The sequence below is a fragment of the Aurantimonas sp. A2-1-M11 genome (assembly GCF_036549475.1).
Lineage (GTDB): Bacteria > Pseudomonadota > Alphaproteobacteria > Rhizobiales > Rhizobiaceae > Aurantimonas.
Genome location: NZ_JAZHLI010000008.1, coordinates 20,663 through 39,601, shown reverse-complemented (window position 1 = coordinate 39,601; position 18,939 = coordinate 20,663). Strand labels below are relative to the sequence as shown.

Below are 18,939 nucleotides of genomic sequence, written 5' to 3'. Positions count from 1 at the left end.
CCTTCTGCGGCATTGCGTTCCGCCGGACCCTGCAGCTCAGACGGGCTTCATCGCCCATTGCGCCATATCATCCGGCGCTTGTTCGTCGCAGACGAAGGTTGCACCGGGCTGACCCTTTCGGGCCGGGGAGGAAACGCGCTCCCGTTGCTGTCTAGCTTTCCGCGTCGGCGCGGGTCATTTCCAGCTCCAGCCACTCGTCCTCGGCCTTGGCCAGCGCCGCGCGATCCCGGTCGATCCCGGCGGCGAGGCCGGCGAAGCGGTCGGGGTTCCTGGTGAACAGCGCCGGATCGGCAATTTCCGCCTCGGCCTTGGCGATCGCCGCCTCCAGACGGGCAATCTCCCTGGGCAGGTTCTCGAGGGCGAATTTCTGCTTGAAGGAGAGCTTGGCGGCACCCGCTTTCCGGTCGTTCACAGCGCCCGAGGACGAGCCGCAACCGGGCTTGCCGCCGCTTTTTGCAACGCCCTTGTCGGACGATCTGCCTGCGCCGGCGGAGGCTGTCTTTGCCGCGTCGCGGCGCTGCGCGACCATGTCGCTGTAGCCGCCGGCATATTCCAGCCAGTGGCCGTTGCCGTCCGGCGAGATGGTGCTGGTGACGGTGCGGTCGAGGAAATCGCGATCGTGGCTGACCAGGAGCACGGTACCGGGATAATTGGCGATCAGTTCCTCGAGCAGGTCCAGCGTCTCCATGTCGAGATCGTTGGTCGGCTCGTCGAGGACGAGGAAATTTGCCGGGGTCGCCAGCGTCTTGGCCAGCAGCAGGCGGGCCCGCTCCCCGCCGGACAGCTTGCCGGCCGGGGTGCGGATCTGCTCGGGCGTGAACAGGAAGTCCCTGAGATAGCCGACCACGTGGCGCGGCTCGCCATTGACCATGACCTGGTCGCCACGGCCGTCGGTGATGGCGTCCTGAACCGACAGGTCGTCGGCCAGTGCCGCCCGCTTCTGGTCGAGGAAGGCGAGGTCGAGATTGGTGCCGAGCTTCACCCGGCCGGAATCCGGCTTCAGTTCGCCGATGAGCATCTTCAGGAGCGTGGTCTTGCCGATGCCGTTCGGACCCACGAAACCGACCCGGTCGCCGCGCGCGATGCGGGTGGAGAAATCGTCGACCAGCGTACGCCCGTCATAGGCTTTCGATATGCCAAAAGCCTCGATGACCAGCTTGCCGCTCTCGCGGGTCGCGCTTGCCTCCATCGACACCTGGCCGATCGCGCGGCGCGTGTCCCGGCGCTCCTGGCGCAAATTGTGGAGGCCTTCCAGACGGCGCTGGTTGCGGGTGCGCCGAGCGGTCACGCCGTAGCGAAGCCAGTGCTCCTCGCGCACGATCTTGCGATCGAGCTTCTGCAGGTCGCGCTCTTCCTCTTCCAGCACCTTGTCGCGCCAGGCCTCGAAGGCACCAAAGCCCTGGTCAAGGCGCTTGGCCGACCCGCGATCGATCCAGACGGTGGCGCGGGTGACCCGTTCCAGGAACCGCCGGTCATGGCTGATCACGACGACGGCGCTCTTCATCTGGCGCACTTCGTCTTCCAGCCATTCGATGGTCGGCAGGTCGAGATGGTTGGTCGGCTCGTCGAGGAGCACGACGTCGGGCTCGGGCGCCAGGGTTCGGGCCAGCGCCGCCCTGCGGGCCTCGCCGCCCGACAGATGCTGCGGGTCCATGTCCTCCGTCAGGCCCAGAGCGTCGAGGCACATGGTGACGCGGTACGGATCGTCGGCCGGGCCGAGACCGGAGGCGACATAGGCGCCGACCGTCGTGAAGTCGCCGAAATCGGGCTCCTGCGGCAGATAGCGCAGGGTGGTGCCGGGCTTCAGGAAAACCTCGCCGCCGTCGGGCTCGACCTGTCCGGCGGCGATCTTCATCAGGGTCGACTTGCCGGAGCCGTTGCGGCCGACCAGCGCGATGCGCTCGCCCGGCAGGACGTTCAGCTCGACGCCAGTCAGAAGCGGCGTGCCGCCGAAGGTGAGGCGGACGCCATCGAGGCGCAATAGGGGAGGGGGTGCCATGGCGGCGTTCTACAGCATCGGCCCGCAAATCGGAATCGATTTTCGGATGTCTTGAGGCGAAGATTTCATCGGTTGGAGCGCCCTTCTGCGACCGTTCCGCTGCACGGCGCTCGCCCGAGATCGTGGGAGCGGCGACGTGGTCTTGCCCGCTCGGAGCCTATCGGTCCGCGGTGCCTGCCGGGTTATTCCGCCGGCGCCACCGCTGCGTCGTCCCGGTTGCGTCCGCGCTCGGCATGGGCCGCTTCCGCCTCGGCGATATCGCGCTGCAGCCGGGCGGTCTTTTCGGCGTTCGGCGTCGAGAACCGGCCGAGGATGAGATAGGCGACCGGGGTAACGAAGAGCGTCGAGAAGGTGGCAAGGCCGAGACCCCCGACGATGACGTAGCCAAGCGCCACGCGTGCCTCGGCGCCGGCCCCCGAGGCGAGAACCAGCGGCACGCCGCCGACGACGGTGGCGATCATGGTCATCATCACCGGCCGCAGCCGGATCAGCGCCGCCTGCTCGATCGCCTCCCGGACCGGAAGGCCTTCTTCCCGCAGCTGGTTGGCGAATTCCACGATCAGGATGCCGTTCTTGGCCATGATGCCGACCAGCAGTACCAGCCCGATCTGGCTGTAGAGATTGAGGCTCATGCCGAAGAAATCGAGCGCGAAGATGGCGCAGGCGACGCCCAGCGGCACTGTCGCGATGATGATGAAGGCCGAGACGAAGCTCTCGAACTGCGCGGCCAGGACGAGGATGATGATGACGACGGCGAAGCCGAAGACGAGGGCGAGGCCGCTGTTGGTCTCGTTCAGCGTCGCCGCTTCGGCCAGAGGCACGAGGCGCTGGTCCGCCGGCAGGACATCCTCGGCAAAGACCTGCAGATCGGTCCAGCCTTCCTGGATGGAATAGCCATCGGGGATCTGGGCCGACAGCGAGACCGCGCGCGACCGGTTCTCGCGGGTCAGCGCCGGGGCGATCGGCTTCTCCTCGACGCTGGCCACAGTGGACATTGGTACGATGCGCCCGTCGCTGGCCTTGAGGAAGATGTTGCGCATGTCATCGGGATCGTTGACCGGATCGGAGCTGGCGATCAGCTTGATCGGCACCTGCTTGTCCTCGACATAGGTCTGGCCGATCTCGCGTCCGTCGAGCAGCGCCTGCATGGCGGTGGCCAGGCCGTCGATGTCGATGCCCAGATCGGACGCGCGCGCCCGGTCGATCAGCACCGACAATTGCGGCTGGGTGGCATCCTCCGACAGCCGCACGTCGCCCCAGCGGCCATCCGCCTGCATCGCCGCCAGAAGCTTGTCGGCGGTCTGCGCCAGTTCCTCGAAATTCTGGCCGGCGACGGCGAATTGCAGGCCACGGCCGCCGCCGCGGATGCCGAGCGAATTGGGCTGGATGGCGAAGGCCCGCACGCCGGTGATACGGCGCAGCTTGCCGTTGATCTCGGCGACGATCTCCTGCTGGCTGCGGGCGCGCACCGCCCAGTCCTTGAGCGAGACGACGAGGAAGGCGGAATTGGCCGAGCCGCGGCCGGAGATCGCGAAGACGTTGTCGGCCTCGCCATTCTCGACATAGGGCATGACCACGTCCTCGACGCGGCGAAGCTGGGCATTGGTATAGTCGAGGCTGGCGCCCTGCGGGGCGCTGATGCTCATCAGGACGACGCCGCGATCCTCGGTCGGTGTCAGTTCCTGCGGCATCTGCAGGAAGACCAGATAGGCGGCAAAGGAGAAGATGCCCGCGCCTACGACGATCAGCAGCGGGAAGGCGAGGCAGAATCGCAGCGACAGCGCATAGAGACCGGCGAGCCGCGATCCGGCCCAGCGGACCGTGCGCTGGAATGGACCGGGTCGCCGCTCGGCTTCCCGGGACTTCAGGAGATGGGCGGCCAGCATTGGGCAGAGGGTGAGGGCGATGAAGGAGGAGATCACCACCGCCATCGCCAGGACGAATCCGAACTCGCGGAACAGGCCACCGGCCTGGCCGGGCAGGAAGGAGATCGGCACGAAGACCGCCGCCAGGGTGGCCGTCGTCGACATCACGGCGAAGAACACCTCGCGCGTGCCCAGCACGGCGGCCGCCTGCGGGCTGGCGCCCATGTCACGGCGGCGCACGATGTTTTCCAGAACGATGATGGCGTCGTCGACGACCATGCCGGTGGCCAGCACCAGCGCCAGCAGCGTCAGGATGTTGATGGAGAAGCCGGCGAGGTAGATGAAGGCGACCACGCCGATCAGCGCGATCGGCATCGTGACGGCCGGAATGATCGTCGCCCTGACGTTCAGGAGAAACAGGAAGATCACGAAGATCACCACGGCGACCGAGATGGCCAGCGCGATCTCGACCTCGTGGATGGCGCCATTGATGAAGGTCGCGTCGTCGCTGGTGACGCGGACGGTCACGCCGTCGGGCAATGTGTCGTTCAGATTGGCGACTTCCGCGCGGATGCCGTCGGAAATGTCGAGCGTGCTCGATCCGGCCTGCCGCACGACGCCCATGCCGACGCCGGTCTCGCCATTGCGGCGAAGCTGCGAGGCCGCATCGTCAGGACCGAAACGCACGCTGGCAACGTCCCGGAGCCGGGTACGGTCGTCCAGGAAGATGCGTTCGAACTCCTCGGGCGAGGTGACGTTGGCATCGGCCCGCACGATCAGGTCCTGCGACGGCGAGCCGAGCGAGCCGGCGGGCACGTCGAGCGCCGCGTTCTGGAGAGCCGTCGAGACGTTGCCCAGGGTCAGGCCGCGCGTGGCCAGCTGGTCGGGATCGACGTCGACATAGATGATCTTCTCGCGCTCGCCGTAGATCTGGAGGTCGGCGACGCCCTCGACCGCCGCGAGCTGGTCGGCGATCCGGTCCTCGACCAGCGTCGTCAGGTCCTCGATCGACATCGTTGGTGCGGTCACCGCCAGGCGCATGATCGCCTGGGCGTCGGCATCGGCCTTGACGATCCGCGGCTCCTCGGCGCCTTCCGGCGGGGAGTTGGCGATGCGGCTGACGGCATTGCGCACGTCGCTGGCGGCCACGTTGAGGTCGGTCGTGTCGGTGAACTCGATCGTGACGCGGCTGTCGCCGAATTCCGATTTCGAGGAAACCGAAGAGATGCCCGAGACGCGCGCCACGGCGCTTTCGATCTCGCCGGTGATCTGCCGGTCGACGGTCTCGGGGGATGCGCCGGGAAAATCGATGGAAACGCTGATCACCGGCCGGTCGACATTCGGCAGCTCGCGCACTTCGATGGCGCTGAAGGCAGCCAGACCCGCAACCACGATCAGCAGGTTGACCACGATGGTCAGCACCGGACGCCGGATGAACAGGCTCGTGAAGGCGGTGATGCCGTCCGGCTTTGGCGGCGTGCTCATCGGCGTGCGGCTCCGGCAGACGCATCCTGACCGGTCCGCGGCTGTTCGGCGGCTTCGGCCCTCGTGATGCCGACGAGGCTTTCGGCTGTGGCGCGGCTGTCGCCGCCCGACGCTGCCGGCGCGGTGCTCGCCGAAGGTGTCGGCTCGGCGGGAGCCGGATCGGCGATCTCGGGACCGCCATTCAGGATCTCCACCGGGCCGCCTTCGCGGACCGATTGCAGCCCTTCGACGACGACTGTATCGCCGACCGCAAGGTCGGTGGATGCCACGAGGACGCGGTCGATGGTCCGCTCGATGATGCGAACCGGTGCCTTGACGGCCTTGCCGTCGACGACTTTCCAGACGATCGGTCCGGTTCGCTCCCAGACGACCGAGATGGGATCGACGGAGAGGAACGTCTCGCCTTCGAGGGAGAGCGACACGCTGAACGACATGCCGGGGCGCAGCTGGTCGGCACTGTTGTCGATCAGCGCTTCCGTGCGCAGGGTTCGGCTGGCTTCGTCGAGGCGGCTGTCGATGGCGGTGATCTCGCCGTCGTAGACCGTGTCGGGCTGGGCGGTGGAGACCGCCTCCACCCTGGTGCCGATTGCAAGCTGCTGCACGAAGCTTTCAGGCGTGTAGAAGATGACCTTCAGATGCTCGCGGTCGTCGACCGTCGCGATGACCGTGTCGGTGGAGACGAGGTCGCCGCGGTCGACCGCGATGATGCCGACCCGCCCGGGGATCGGCGCGCGGATGTCGCGCTTGCCCAGCGCGATCTCGGCGGCCCGCAGGTCGAGCCTGGCATTGTCGCGCTCGCGCATCACGTCGTTGACTTCGACGGCGCTGAGCGTGTTGGCCTGGCGCAGCCGCTCGAAACGGGCGACCTTGTCCTCGGCCGCGTCGAGCGCGATCCGCGCCCGGTCGACCGCCAGTTCCTCGCTCGCCCGTTCCAGCCGCACGAGCACGGTCCCTTCCTCCACGACATCGGCCGATTGCACCGCAACCTCCTCGATGATGCCGGTGGTGTTGTCCGGATGGACGACGACCGAGCGCGCCGCTTCGCCGCTGCCGATGGACCGCATCTGGGTGCGGGTGGAGCCGGTGGTGACGGGCGCTGTGACGACCATGGTGCCGCCGCCGCCCCGGCGACGACCAGGCCCGCTCTCGCCGCTGGCCACTTCCGCGGCGGGTTCGCCGGCTTCGGGGGAGATCCACAGGATCGCCGACCGCATCTGATCGGGCAGGGGAAGATCGGAATCGAGCAGTGCCCTACCCGCCGAAGGGTCGAACTTGATGTATCCCGCACCAGCGACGACGAGAACCAGTATCGTCACGAGGATCTGCTTCAGAAAACCCATGGGCACCTTGAGGCGTCGATGTTTGTGCAGCGCCCGAGCGACGCCATCAGATGCCGACACTATAGGGGAGATTCCGACCATTTCCCGCTGGTTTTGTTACGAACTGTAATCCAGACGCAACCTCGCGATCACAAGGGCGGCATTCGCCGCATCGACTGCGCCTTTCGGTCGCATCCGGACGCAAAAAAGGGCCCGCCTTGTAGCGGACCCTTTCGATGTTGCGACGCGTATCGCTCAGTCGGCGATGCCAGGAGTATCGGATGTCGGCGCCATCTCAGTCTGACCAGTCATGCCGTTGTTCTGGATCCGCATGGTCCCGCGGTTTTCCGCGTAGGTGTCGGCGTTGTACTCAGGCGCGTTCTCGAGCTGTTCCTCGGTGAACTGCGTGTAGAGATACATGGAGCCGTTCGCGTCCCGCATGAACTGCAGGTTGTCCATGGAAACCGCGACCTGCTTCTCGCCAATGCCGAGGAAGCCACCCACGTCGACAATCACGGCGTCGACCTGACCTTCGGGGCTGATCGCGATGTCGCCGATGTCACCGACCGTGGAGTCGTCCGGACCGTACACCGTCGTCCCCAACAGATTGTCCGCCGTAAGCTCGGCCGCGTCCGTGACGGGCTGCATCTGCGAGCGCTCCGAGATGCCACCGAGGGACGCGGTGGTCTCGCTCTCTGCGTTGGTGTTGGTTGCCGTTTCCGTACCGGCGTCCGAACCCGTCGCTGCGGCGGCACCCTCAAGGGCTTCCGTCGTCTCGTCCGAGCCGAGCGCGACGCGCTCGGTGGGCTCCATCGGTGCTGCGGCGGTATCGGTGGCTTCAACACCCTGAGATGCCGCAATCTCGGCCGGGCGCTCGTCCTCGAAGGACGTGGCCTGCTCGAGTTCCTCACGCGACGCCGAAGCGACAACGCGGATCTCGTCATCCTGTCGGGTCATCTGCAGGCGGTCGAACGGTACCGCAACATCCTTTTCGCCGATGCCGAGGAAGCCACCGACGCCAACAATGCCCGCTTCAACCTGGCCATCGGAGGAGATCACCAGATCGGCGATATCACCGACGCTTTCTGCATCCTCGCCCGGACCAGAGTAGACCACCGCTCCGACAAGGTTCTGGCTGAGATACTGGTCCGGACCGACGCTGCGCGCATATTCGCCGTCGGCGGCCGATGCGGTCTCGATCGGCTGCGACGCCGTGCCGGCCGTGTCCGCAGGAGCTGCCGGAGCAGCAGCGGTTTCGGGCTGCTGCGTGGAAGCAGTCCCCGTGCTCACGGCATCATTGCTCACGCCCGTATCAGTCGCGGCGGCCTCGACGGCTTCCGGCATGGTGAATTCGGGCGCCTGGGCCAACTCCACGCCATCCCTGAGTACCGCACGCACCTCCAGATCCTGGTTCATCGACCAGGAGATCTGGTCAAACGGGATCGCAACCCGGCGCGACTCCTCGTTGACCGTGGCACTTACGATGGCTGCGACGATCGTGCCGTCACTGCCGACGAGGAGATTTTCGACTTCGCCGACCGTCTCGGCATCCTCGGCTTCGCTGGCATAGATAGTCTTACCGTTGATTTCCGATGCGAGGTACTCATCGGCCGTCAGGTTGCGCAGGTAGTTGCCGGACTGACCCGCCGATGCGGTCGATGTGGCGATACCCGGAGCTTCGGCCTGGGCCGGAGCGGTCGCGGCCGGCGTGCCGGCGGCGTCCTGCGCGTACGCACCGGTTGCGATGACAGATGCGAGAGCGGTGGTGGCAAGCAACTTGCGGATCATGGTAAGACCTCCTGGTCTATTGGTTCCGATAGGCGATAGCCGCGCGGCATAGAGTCGTCGAAAACATGTGTCGCGCGGCATCTGGCCTAGGAAGAACTGGCGGCCCGTTAGGTTCCCGGTGAGAGCGCCGATTTTTGCGACCGGATCGCCCTCGGGCGGGCAATGTCCCTCCCGTGTGCTTCTGACCGTGTCAGGCGAAAATGAGCACGCCGAACAGCAGCATCAGAAGCAGTCCCACCAGCACGATGAAGATCAGGATTTTCGCGATGCTGGCGGACGCGCCAGCCACGCCGCGAAAGCCGAGCAGGCTGGCGACGGCGGCGACGATAAGCAGAATGACGATCCATTCGATCATGGCGATCTCCCTTGAGCCGGCGAGCGGGAACGCGCGCCTATTGGCGGTATAATGACAGAGAATGTCCACCCAGCGGGAATGGTTCCGATCGGCAACCATTACGAATGTCGTCGCCTGCTGTTTCCGGGGGTTAGCCGTGTTACAGAAGCGACCTAGTTAGTGGTCGGCCGCACGACCCCTGCAATCGCTCCCCGGAAAGCCGACATGAAGATTCTCGCCCTCCTCAATCGTGACGGCGGCAGCCTGAAGACGACCAATCTCGAGCAGCTGGCCGCATTGCTGCATGACGAGTTCCAGGTTCATGGTCATGAGCTGACGGTCGAAAGCTGTTCCGGCGAAGAGATCGTCGCATCGATCACGAAGGCGGCGGCCCGGGACGATCTCGACGTGCTCCTCGTCGGTGGCGGCGATGGCACCGTGTCCGCTGCGGCCGAGGCGCTGACAGATGGGCGGATCGCGCTCGGCATCCTCCCGGCTGGCACGATGAATCTGTTTGCCCGGACGCTGCAGATCCCGCTGGCGCTGGAGCAGGCCGTGGCGGCGCTCGCTTCCGGCGAGATCACCGCCGTGGACATCGCCGCAGTCAACGGCAAGCCCTTCGTCCACCAATATGCCGTGGGGCTGCATGCTCGCATGGTTCGGATGCGCAAACGCATCACCTACGCCTCGCGGATCGGCAAGCTGATTGCCACCAGCCGGGCGGTGTTCATGGCGCTGCGGCGCTTTCCTGTCGTTGATCTGGAACTGGAAATCGATGGTGTCGTCCAGCGGATCACCACGCCGGCAGTGGCGATCTCCAACAACCTCTATGGCGACGGGCACATTCCCTATGCCGACGACCCGAAGGGCGGCGAGCTCGGCATCTATATCTGCGTCGACCGCGATCTGCGTTCGGTACTGAAGGTCGCCGTCGACATCATGCTCGGCGGCTGGCGCCAGAATTCCAGCCTGAAGGTGACGACCGCGCAGGAGGTCCGGATTTTCTACGAGGGACGCCACCACCACAAACGGGCTGTCCGCGATGGCGAGCTGGTGGATATCGAACCGGAGATGACGGTCACGCTCCGGCCGCTGGGCCTGAGCGTGCTGGTCCCATCCGACGCTACCTACCTGCGCTGAAACGCAAAGAGAGGTGCGGCGGGACCGCACCTCCCGAAGATGGATAATCGAACTCGCCGGTGGCCGGCGCGCCGGTACTATGTGCGCGGGTGTCAGACCTTGGACGGGCCCGTATCGTCCGCGGGCTGGGAGTCGGACCGATCGTCCGGGTCGAAACCGGTGCTGTCCAGCGTGCCATAGCTGTGGCCGCCGCTCGCCAGCATGTTGAGCGCCTCGTTGACCTGCTCGCGCATCGGATCGAATTCGTCGCCGAGATCGATGTTCTCTCGGGTGCCGAGGCGCTGCGCGATCTCGTGAAGCCGCGCTTCGCGCTCCTCGATCGGCATCTGGGAATTGTTGATGAGGTCATCGATCTCGTCGCGCGAGATTGGCTGGGCGATGCCCGGCTGGTCTGCGTCGCCACCGGGCTCCTGATCGATGGCAACCACCTCGCTCTGCGGATGTTCGTTCGGATCGGACATGACGCGTCTCCTGTGGTTCGCGCCCCGGTCAGGAACGCATGTCGCATGGCTTAACTACTGGGCAGTCTCGGACTCCTGCGGAGTCACGAGGTCGTCGCCATTGGCCGCGGGAGCTTCGACCTGTTCTTCGGCAACTTCACTCCCGGCCCCAATCGTGTCGTCGGGCATCGTCCAGGCGTAGATTCCAAGACCGGCGAACACGACGGCACAAAGCGCCAGACCGGCGAGGAGAATCATCAGGACGGGTGTGCCCTTTTCGCCCTGGCGGGCGCGCTCCGGATCAATCTTGGACATAGGAAATTCCTCAAAAATTCTGCTGGATAAAAAGGGCCAGGAATCTGGCATTCGGCGCACGCCGCGTCAGTCGCCGAGGAGCGTCTCGATCCGATCAATCGGATGATTGGTCAGAGTCTTCGGCACTTCGCCTACGACCCGGTCCAGCACTTCCTTGTGCAGTTCGTGACGAAGCTCACCGAGGATCCGGGGCGGCGCGACGATCACCAGCTTCTGGAACCGGTTCTTGTGCGCCATCTTGTAAAGCATCTCGCCGAGATCCTTGGCAAAGCGATCCTCGGCGAGCTGATGCCAGTCGGTGTCGGCAACCGCCGAGCGGTGCGCGGACCCCGCGTCGCCCATACGACCGGGGCGATCGGCCCCCTGGTCGCGGGTCGGCGGGTTGTCCTGTTCTTCGACCCGGCAGACGGTAAAGTTCCGAAGCTCGTCGTCACCGTCGTTCCGGAGAAACAGAGCCTTCTGCCCATCCGCAACGAGGATCCACGTGTCGTGATCGATCGTCGGTCTGGTCATTGAACCACCTCGTTCTGTTGCCGAAAGCCTTCGGTCCCAAATCGGGCTGGCGCCTTGAGGCGCCAGATCCCTAGTCGTAGCGGCTGTCCCGTCTGTAGGCGCCGATAGCCCGCCAGATACCCCAACCGCCGGCCGCGACTGCGGGAAGCAGAAGCAGGCTCTTCCGACGCTTCACCGTTCCCAGGATCAGCGGCAGGTTGGACATTGCCGCAACGCCGGCGATGGACGCGATATCCCGCTGGAGCCTGTCGTCGGCCCGCTTTTTCGGTGGGCGACGCGCGATGATAACCGCGATCCAGGTCACGATGACCAGAACGAACCAGACTGCGGCAAAGCCGAGCGCTGCGGGCAGGGGCCCGTAAACCTGCGCCAAGAAGACATAGAGTGCCAGAAGCAGAGACATGAGCGTGGCAAGGGCGAAGAACGCCATGACCACGTAGAGCCCCATGACCCGCTTCATCCGTGCGAAGAAAGTGCCTGCCTCGCCGGTGATCAGCTTCGTAATCAGCTGGGAGAGCATGATCAGCGGCGGAAGATGCGCGCGTAGAGGTAACCGGCGGCGGCCGCGATCAGGACGCTCTTGATCGGCTCGGATCGCACGCGTTCGCTCAACTGCTCCTCCAGGTCGGACGCGGCGTCCTGTGCCTGCTGCATGTAGCGCTCACCCCGCTCGCGGACGTCGTCGCGAAGAGCAGAGACGTTGCGACGGGCGTCGTCGGCCTGATGTGAGGCGAGCGACTTCAGCGCCTCGGTAACGCCGGCAAGATCCTTGCGCAGATGGTCGATCTGGTTCTCCAGATCCGCCTTGTCCGCCGATTTGGAAGCCCCTCCCGGGGTGCCGCTGGTCTCGAAATTGTTGGGAGTGGTGTCGGAAACCATGCTGGACCTCATTCGAATGAAACTGACCGGCCGGTGATGCGCGCTTCCAGTGGAAACGGCCGATCCGGTTCTGACTGAAACTAATTTGCGGCTTCGAGGTTCCCTCGCGCCGCCGGGGTTTTCGCACACTGCCGCGAGGCTGCGCGTGGACATGGTGCCGGCGATCAGGCCGCCGGCGCGACGCCGATGATCTGGGAAGAGATCGAGTCCGGACCGTATTCGCCATCGCCCTCGATGCCGAGGAGTTCGCCGATGCGCGTACGGGCCCGTGAGACGCGGCTCTTGATGGTGCCGACGGCGCATTTGCAGATTTCGGCAGCTTCCTCGTAGGAAAAGCCCGAGGCGCCGATGAGGATCAGCGCTTCACGCTGGTCGTCCGGCAGCATGTCCAGCGCCTTGCGGAAATCCTGTAGGTCAAGGTGCCCGTGCTGCTCGGGATGTCCGGCCAGCTGCATGGCATGGATACCATCCACGTCCTGCACTTCGCGGCCCTTCTTGCGCATCTGCGTATAGAACTCGTTGCGCAGGATCGTGAACAGCCACGCCTTGAGGTTCGTGCCGGGCTGGAATGTGTGCTGCTTGTCCCACGCCTTGACCAGCGTCTCCTGAACCAGATCATCGGCGCGGTCGAAGGACCCGGCGAGCGACGCGGCGAAAGCGCGGAGATTCGGGATGATGGCGATCAGATCGCTACGGAAATCCGTCTGTTCTGTCATGGGAGCCTACTTGCTGCCGGCCTTGGACGACGATTCGGCCGCGTCCAGCGCATCAAGCAGCGACAGGAAGCGATCTGGCACGGGCTCGCTCGCCACATCGTCGTAATAGGCCTTCAGACGCTTGCCGATCGCCGACTGGACACCGTTGTCGGAGGAGCGTTCGGACCGCTGTGTCTGAGAAGTCTGCATGCTCTCGTCCTTGCTCTTGCGATCATCCATCACGCGTCTCGAAGCACGGTTGCGGCAGTCCCGGAGCGGCGCGCACTTTTCAGGTCGTGACAGCTGGCTTTCGGCATCGTAGGCATTTATCGCTCGCATTGCTTCCAGTCGAGGCCGGAATATAGACGCACATTTCGGCGCCTCAAGTTCCACAGCGATTTCGCCATGGAATTCAAGCGCCGAGGTTTTCTTCCGACTTCCACATCCCATCTGAAAGGGCACGGAGGCGTCGGAAGTTCCCCATGCTCGGAACTTTATTTCGCTGGAGACGTTTCCGACCGCATTGTGAACGAGTTTGTCTCGATCGATTCGAGGGGTTTTTATATGTCGATGTCATCCCGCATAGCGCCGCATATCCCGTATCTACGGCGCTATTCCCGGGCTCTAAGCGGCTCGCAGGCAAGTGGCGATGCTTACGTGGCTGCGGTGCTGGAAACGCTGATTGCCGATCCAAGCCTGTTCTCGGACGAGCAGACTCCGCGGATCTCTCTCTACAAGCTCTTCTCGTCGCTCTGGCAGTCGGTCGAGGTGAACATCCGTGAGGATGCGCCGACCTCTGCATGGGAAGAGAAGGCTTCGCACAATCTGAAAGCCATCTCGCCGCTGCCGCGTCAGGCATTCCTGCTGGTCGCGGTGGAGGGCTTCACTTCCGAGGAAGCCGCCTCGATCCTCAGCATCGACGAGACGCGGTTCTCCGAGTTGATCGATCAGGCGAGCACCGATATCGGCCGTCAGGTCTCGACCGAGATCATGATCATCGAGGACGAGCCGCTGATCGCGATGGACATCGAGCAGATGGTGGAAAGCCTCGGCCATGCGGTGACGGGTATTGCCCGGACCCACAAGGAGGCGATCGCCCTGTTCGACAAGCAGCGGCCGGGCATGGTGCTGGCCGATATCCAGCTCGCCGATGGCAGCTCGGGCATTGATGCGGTCAACGATATCCTGAACAAGGTCTCGGTACCGGTGATTTTCATCACCGCGTTTCCGGAACGGCTTCTGACAGGTGAACGGCCCGAGCCGACCTTCCTGGTGACCAAGCCGTTCAACCCCGACATGGTCAAGGCGCTGATCAGCCAGGCGCTGTTCTTCGAGACCGACAAGAAGGCGGCGGCCTGACCGGGCCGGTCGGCGGCCCCGATGTGCAGCACGTCGTCCCGATGCAGGGATGACGCCGCCCGCAGGAGGCGCTGCGTCATCATCGAGGTGACGCGTGTCGCTTCCCCGGTGCGGCAAATACCGCGCAATCCCGGGGATGGTCGCCCGACCGGGCGGGACAGGATGTATTTGAGTACGGACGGTCGCCTCGTGTTTCGATGCGCCGTCCGGGATAGTAGCAGTGTCCATCTGCTACGATCGTGTCGATTGAGCATACGATGTTAGCGAACAAGGTCTTGCGCGCGCTCGCGAACACGGAAGTTTCCGTCTTCGCTCAGGACTGCAATCTGCGCTATGCGTGGATCTACAATGCGGGCGGGTCCTGGTTGGCGTCGGCGGTCGATGGCATGGGCGATCACGACATCCTGCCGGCCAGCGTGGCCGAACGATCGGAAACGCTGAAGCAGGAGGTGATCGACACCGGCAAGCCGGCCCGGTTCGAATTGTCGACCATGACTGCGGGTCTGGTGCGCTGGTACGACATTCGCATCGATGTCGACGAGGACGAGAACGGCAAGATCTGCGGCCTCATCGGAACCTCGGTGGAAATCACCGAGCAGAAGCGCCGGGAGGACACGCTCAAGACGCTGCTGCGCGAGCTGTCGCACCGCTCGAAGAATCTTCTGGCGATCATCCAGAGCCTGGCCAGCCAGACCGCCCGCCATTCCGTCACCGTACCCGAATTCCTGGTCCGCTTCCGTGGGCGCATCCAGTCGCTGGCATCGTCCCAGGATATCGTGACCGATGCCGACTGGCGCGGCGCGGATTTGATGAGCCTCGTCCAGATGCAGGTTGAACGTTATGCACCGGACGGGATGGAGCAGATAACTGTCGATGCACTCGACGTCTATCTGTCGCCCACCGCATCCCTGCATGTCGGATTGGCCCTCCACGAACTCGCAGTGAATGCCGCCTCCTACGGATCGCTGTCCGTTCCCGGCGGACTCGTCTCGATCCGCGCCTATTTCGATTGGCAGGAGGACGAGCAGGTGCTGGTCTTCGTCTGGCAGGAGCGCAATGGCCCTCGGGTCAGGCTGGAACGCGACCCGCGCTTTGGGACATCGACACTCGAGCGCATCGTGCCGAACGCCGTCGGCGGCGAGGCCAAGCTCGAATATCTGCCCGACGGGATCCGCTACACACTCGTCATTCCCGCGGCACAGTACGAGGTCACCGCGAACGGCGATCGCGACGTCACAAGCGCGGAAACCGGCAAGGTCGACGTGACGTAGCGTCGTTTTGCGACCTGTGCCCCTAATAGTCGTCGAAAAACAGCATCCGATCCTGTCAAGGGCGGAACCACTCTCGCGATGGCCCGTTATGAGGACAAAAGGAGAGGTTCCATGGAACACGTTGCTGCTTTCATGCTGCTGGTCGGATGTTCGGGCGATGCATCCGTCTGCAAGGAAATTCCGGTTCCCGTCCCCGCTTACGAAACCGTAGCCGAATGCCAGAGCGATCTGGCCCTGCAGATCCGGCTGACCGGTTCGGACCAGCGCAAGGTCTTCGGCGCGTGCAAGGCTGTCGACGAGGAAGTGTTCGAGCAGTCTGCCTCGATCGACTGGGCTGTCAGCCGTGACGGCCAGCTGCTGATCACTTTCGACGCCGAGCCCCAGATCGTGGCTTCGCGCTGATCGCAAGCGCGCCATCAGTCGTGAGCGTTCTTGCGTCCGTCACGTAACTTAACGCAAGACGCGGCGGAACCAAACCGACGGTGAAGCGTTTTGCAGTGGGACGCTTGTGTTTGTGAGAGGTGGAAACATGTTCAAGAAGCTTTCGATCGCGGCCGTTGCCGCACTGACCCTGGCGGCTTCGGGCTGCACGACCGAAGATCGTTACACGGCTGGCGGTGCGGCGCTCGGCGGCCTTGGTGGCGCTGCGATCGGAGCGGGCGTGAGCGGTAACGCCGAAGGCGCGCTGATTGGCGGCGCCATCGGTGCCGCTGGTGGCGCCATCGCCGGTAACGTGGTTGGCCGCTCCAGGGAGCGCGAGGGTTACTGCCGCTATTCCGACGGCAACGTCTACCGTTGCCCGGCCGGCTACTGATTTCATCGGGTCTCAGCACCCGCTGATGTGATCGACGGTCGTCGAGCTTGCGCTCGGCGACCGTTTTCGTTTGCATGCGCCTCAGGCGCGAGGAGACGGGTGGACATGACGAGCATGAAGCGGCAGTCGGGTGGACGGCCATGTCGGCCGTTCAGCATTGCCACCGCGATGGTTGGCCTTCTGCTTCTTTCGGGATGCGGCGGGACTGGCTTGCCGCCGGCCTTTGGCGCAGTTTTCGGGCTGGAAGGCGCGGACGTTGCGCCGTATCGCGTCGGCCGGCTGCCGGAGACGACCGCGGGACCGGACGATCGCGTGATCGGCGAGGCCGCCAACGCGACCGGGCAATGCATCTACGTGCGCGGCGGCACGAATTTGCGGTTCCGTGCAGCATGTCCGGACGAATACGGGCTCTGACGGAGATGGCGCTTCACCGGCGCTGTTCTCAGCCAGCTGGTCCGCGGACAAGCGACACGAAGGCATCACGGTAGCCAGCCTCCGCAGCGTCGAGACCGAACTCGATCCGTTTCAGCACATCGCCGCGCGCGATCTCGAAGCCCGTCCGGTCCATGGTCGCAATGCGCCAGCCGGTTCCGGCGAGACCGGCGTTTGCCGCCAGCGCATCGATTGCGTCGCGATGATCGTCGTTCATATGATCGCGCGCCCTGATCGCAGTGCGCGCCAGTTCGGGCGCGGGTGCGTCCACGACATCGGCCGCATCCAGCGCGAAGGCGCGGGCGAACCCGCCATTCAGCGACGCGGATTCCGCAGTCAGCCGGATCAGGCGGAAATCGGCGAAATCGGCATACAGCGCTGCCTTCGAATGGCGCGCCAGGAAGCGCTCCCGCAGCGTCTCGCGCTCGGGATGATCGGCCGGGACGACGCTGGCGGACGCAAACAGGGTGAGGCGCGGATGGGCGAGGGGATCGCCCTTGCCGCCGCGCGTGACCAGCAGGGCACAGCGCGGATCGGCGTCGAGCGCTGCCGAATGCAGGGCAAGCGCCGAGACGAGGAGCAGCGGTCGGCCTTCGAAATCCGTGGCGACGGATACGAGGCTCGCAGCCGGATGTCCGTCGCCGGGACGCGAAACCGCCAGGGCGCCGTCCCGCGCGCTGCGCAGGAGGGAACGCGCCAGTTGCCGGGCCGCGTCATCGACGGGCTGCAGCGGCATCTGCGTCGCACTGGCAACGCCGGTTTGCGTGGCCTCTCCGGTGTCTTCCGGTGAAGTCATGCTGCCGAGTGATGAATCATCTGCTCTGGTCATGCCGCCAGCATAGCGCGGCGGCTGGAGGAGCGCACGCAGCTCCGGCGACCACCCGGATACGCCGGACCCGGTTGGATATCCCGCTCGACGCACGATATCAGCGGTTGCGCATCGACTGGCATGGCATGGCCCGGCAGGCGCATCGCGTCTGCGCCGTACGCATGGCCAGGCAAGACGTTCCCGCGAGGGGCGCCGCGTGCCCGCGGGCAAACAGCATTCAAGGAGTCGAGAGTGAGCGAAGCACAGAAGACGCACATCCTGACCATCCTCAAGGGGATGGACGCGCCGGACGGCAAGGGCGACGTCGTCTCGCGCGCCATGGTCTCCGACATCTTCATCGCCGACGGCAAGGCGTTCTTCTCCCTGTCGGTGCCGGCCGCCGAGGCCGAGCGGTTCGAACCGTTCTGCCGCAGCGTCGAAGCTGCCGTCGCCGGGATCGCGGGCATTTCGAATGCGCTCGTTGCCCTGACCGCAGAGCGTCCCGCCGGATCAGCACCGCCCCGGCCAGAGCCTGCGCGGCGCCCCGGTGAGGCCATCCGACAGGGCGAAGCGCCGGCCACCGGGCCCGCTCCGCCGCGCAAGCCGTCACCGAAGCCCGGTATTCCCGGCATCGCCCGGATCGTCGCCGTCGCGTCGGGCAAGGGCGGCGTCGGCAAGTCGACCACGGCGGTCAATCTGGCCCTCGGATTCGCGGCGGTGGGCATGAAGGTCGGCATTCTCGACGCCGACATCTACGGGCCCTCCATCCCGCGTCTTCTCAACCTCAAGGGCAAGCCGCGCACGTCGGGCGGGCGCACGATGATCCCGCTGGAAGCCTATGGCCTGAAGGCGATGTCAATGGGGTTCCTCGTCGACGAGGAGACCCCGATGATCTGGCGCGGACCGATGGTAATGTCCGCCCTGACGCAGATGTTGCGCGAGGTCGAATGGGGCGAACTCGACATTCTGGTGGTGGACATGCCGCCGGGCACCGGAGACGCGCAGCTGACCATGGCGCAGAACGTGCCGCTGGCCGGCGCCGTCATCGTCTCGACGCCGCAGGATCTGGCGCTGATCGATGCGCGCAAGGGCCTGGCGATGTTCCAGAAGGTCGAGGTGCCGGTGCTCGGGATCGTCGAGAACATGAGCTATTTCATCGCCCCCGATACCGGGCACCGCTACGATATCTTCGGCCACGGCGGCGCACGCGAGGAGGCCGCACGGCTGGGCGTCCCGTTCCTCGGCGAGGTGCCGATCGAGATGGCGATTCGCGAGAGTTCGGACAGCGGTCAGCCGGTCGTGGCCAGCGACTCCGACGGCCCACACGCGACGATCTATAAGGACATCGCCGCCCGGGCTCTGGCGCAGCTCGAACTGGGCGCCACGGCGTCGCAGGCGCCCGAGATCGTGTTTGAATAACTGGTCAAAAATTGCGCTTGCATGATTTTTGCAAACCTTGTGGGATGCCGGCCTCCGCGGATTC

The 18,939-nt window shown here is 65.0% G+C and carries 20 protein-coding genes; 7 read left to right on the top strand and 13 right to left on the bottom strand.

Going from position 1 to position 18,939, the window contains the following annotated elements; translation table 11 throughout:
* Nucleotides 1-151: 151 nt before the first annotated feature.
* The 5 genes from VQ042_RS05520 to VQ042_RS05500 all read right to left on the bottom strand — a co-directional run bounded on the left by VQ042_RS05520 (nt 152) and on the right by VQ042_RS05500 (nt 8,811).
* Entirely contained in the window at nt 152-1,999 is a 1,848-nt protein-coding gene (locus VQ042_RS05520) for an ABC-F family ATP-binding cassette domain-containing protein (RefSeq protein ID WP_331816410.1), read from the bottom strand.
* 182 nt (nt 2,000-2,181) lie between these two features.
* Nucleotides 2,182-5,349, bottom strand: a complete 3,168-nt coding sequence (locus VQ042_RS05515; protein WP_331816408.1) for an efflux RND transporter permease subunit — start codon at nt 5,347-5,349, stop codon at nt 2,182-2,184.
* Complete coding sequence (locus tag VQ042_RS05510; RefSeq protein ID WP_331816406.1) at nt 5,346-6,689, bottom strand: efflux RND transporter periplasmic adaptor subunit; 1,344 nt, start codon at nt 6,687-6,689, stop codon at nt 5,346-5,348. Before VQ042_RS05510 ends, VQ042_RS05515 begins: the two co-directional genes overlap by 4 nt.
* 234 nt (nt 6,690-6,923) lie before the next feature.
* A complete protein-coding gene (locus VQ042_RS05505) occupies nt 6,924-8,456 on the bottom strand; it encodes a PRC-barrel domain-containing protein (protein ID WP_331816405.1) in 1,533 nt (510 codons plus the stop codon).
* A 190-nt stretch (nt 8,457-8,646) separates the two neighbouring features.
* On the bottom strand, nt 8,647-8,811 hold the full coding sequence (locus tag VQ042_RS05500; protein WP_331816404.1) for a DUF1328 domain-containing protein: 165 nt from the start codon (nt 8,809-8,811) through the stop codon (nt 8,647-8,649).
* A 204-nt stretch (nt 8,812-9,015) separates the two neighbouring features.
* On the opposite strand from VQ042_RS05500, the gene VQ042_RS05495 reads away from it, so the two are divergent.
* Complete coding sequence (locus VQ042_RS05495) at nt 9,016-9,930, top strand: diacylglycerol/lipid kinase family protein (RefSeq protein ID WP_331816403.1); 915 nt, start codon at nt 9,016-9,018, stop codon at nt 9,928-9,930.
* 92 nt (nt 9,931-10,022) lie between these two features.
* On the opposite strand, the gene VQ042_RS05490 is transcribed toward VQ042_RS05495, so the two are convergent.
* The 7 genes from VQ042_RS05490 to VQ042_RS05460 all read right to left on the bottom strand — a co-directional run bounded on the left by VQ042_RS05490 (nt 10,023) and on the right by VQ042_RS05460 (nt 12,982).
* Entirely contained in the window at nt 10,023-10,391 is a 369-nt protein-coding gene (locus VQ042_RS05490; RefSeq protein WP_331816402.1) for a hypothetical protein, read from the bottom strand.
* A 54-nt stretch (nt 10,392-10,445) separates the two neighbouring features.
* Entirely contained in the window at nt 10,446-10,685 is a 240-nt protein-coding gene (locus tag VQ042_RS05485; RefSeq protein ID WP_331816400.1) for a hypothetical protein, read from the bottom strand.
* A 66-nt stretch (nt 10,686-10,751) separates the two neighbouring features.
* Nucleotides 10,752-11,198: a host attachment family protein gene (locus VQ042_RS05480; RefSeq protein WP_331816398.1), complete on the bottom strand. Its 447-nt coding sequence runs from the start codon at nt 11,196-11,198 to the stop codon at nt 10,752-10,754.
* A 70-nt stretch (nt 11,199-11,268) separates the two neighbouring features.
* Complete coding sequence (locus tag VQ042_RS05475) at nt 11,269-11,718, bottom strand: hypothetical protein (protein WP_331816396.1); 450 nt, start codon at nt 11,716-11,718, stop codon at nt 11,269-11,271.
* 2 nt (nt 11,719-11,720) lie between these two features.
* Nucleotides 11,721-12,077, bottom strand: a complete 357-nt coding sequence (locus VQ042_RS05470; RefSeq protein WP_331816394.1) for a DUF883 family protein — start codon at nt 12,075-12,077, stop codon at nt 11,721-11,723.
* Between the two features lie 164 nt (nt 12,078-12,241).
* Nucleotides 12,242-12,793: a sigma-70 family RNA polymerase sigma factor gene (locus tag VQ042_RS05465; RefSeq protein ID WP_009210302.1), complete on the bottom strand. Its 552-nt coding sequence runs from the start codon at nt 12,791-12,793 to the stop codon at nt 12,242-12,244.
* A gap of 6 nt (nt 12,794-12,799) precedes the next feature.
* Entirely contained in the window at nt 12,800-12,982 is a 183-nt protein-coding gene (locus VQ042_RS05460) for a NepR family anti-sigma factor (RefSeq protein WP_331816390.1), read from the bottom strand.
* Nucleotides 12,983-13,336: 354 nt separating this feature from the next.
* Here VQ042_RS05460 and VQ042_RS05455 point away from each other — a divergent pair, with 354 nt between their 5' ends.
* The 5 genes from VQ042_RS05455 (at nt 13,337) to VQ042_RS05435 (ending at nt 16,630) form a co-directional block, all read left to right on the top strand.
* Complete coding sequence (locus VQ042_RS05455) at nt 13,337-14,131, top strand: response regulator (protein WP_331816581.1); 795 nt, start codon at nt 13,337-13,339, stop codon at nt 14,129-14,131.
* Nucleotides 14,132-14,388: 257 nt separating this feature from the next.
* Nucleotides 14,389-15,402: a sensor histidine kinase gene (locus VQ042_RS05450; RefSeq protein ID WP_331816388.1), complete on the top strand. Its 1,014-nt coding sequence runs from the start codon at nt 14,389-14,391 to the stop codon at nt 15,400-15,402.
* Between the two features lie 78 nt (nt 15,403-15,480).
* On the top strand, nt 15,481-15,804 hold the full coding sequence (locus VQ042_RS05445; RefSeq protein ID WP_331816386.1) for a hypothetical protein: 324 nt from the start codon (nt 15,481-15,483) through the stop codon (nt 15,802-15,804).
* Nucleotides 15,805-15,931: 127 nt separating this feature from the next.
* Nucleotides 15,932-16,216, top strand: a complete 285-nt coding sequence (locus VQ042_RS05440; protein ID WP_331816384.1) for a hypothetical protein — start codon at nt 15,932-15,934, stop codon at nt 16,214-16,216.
* Nucleotides 16,217-16,321: 105 nt separating this feature from the next.
* Nucleotides 16,322-16,630, top strand: coding sequence for a hypothetical protein (locus VQ042_RS05435; RefSeq protein ID WP_331816382.1), 309 nt, complete (start codon nt 16,322-16,324; stop codon nt 16,628-16,630).
* Nucleotides 16,631-16,658: 28 nt separating this feature from the next.
* On the opposite strand, the gene VQ042_RS05430 is transcribed toward VQ042_RS05435, so the two are convergent.
* Nucleotides 16,659-17,477 (bottom strand): HugZ family pyridoxamine 5'-phosphate oxidase, encoded by an 819-nt coding sequence (locus tag VQ042_RS05430; RefSeq protein WP_331816379.1) that lies wholly within the window; start codon nt 17,475-17,477, stop codon nt 16,659-16,661.
* Between the two features lie 231 nt (nt 17,478-17,708).
* Between VQ042_RS05430 and VQ042_RS05425 the strand changes: the two genes are divergently transcribed.
* On the top strand, nt 17,709-18,875 hold the full coding sequence (locus tag VQ042_RS05425) for an Mrp/NBP35 family ATP-binding protein (RefSeq protein ID WP_331816377.1): 1,167 nt from the start codon (nt 17,709-17,711) through the stop codon (nt 18,873-18,875).
* Nucleotides 18,876-18,939: the final 64 nt, after the last annotated feature.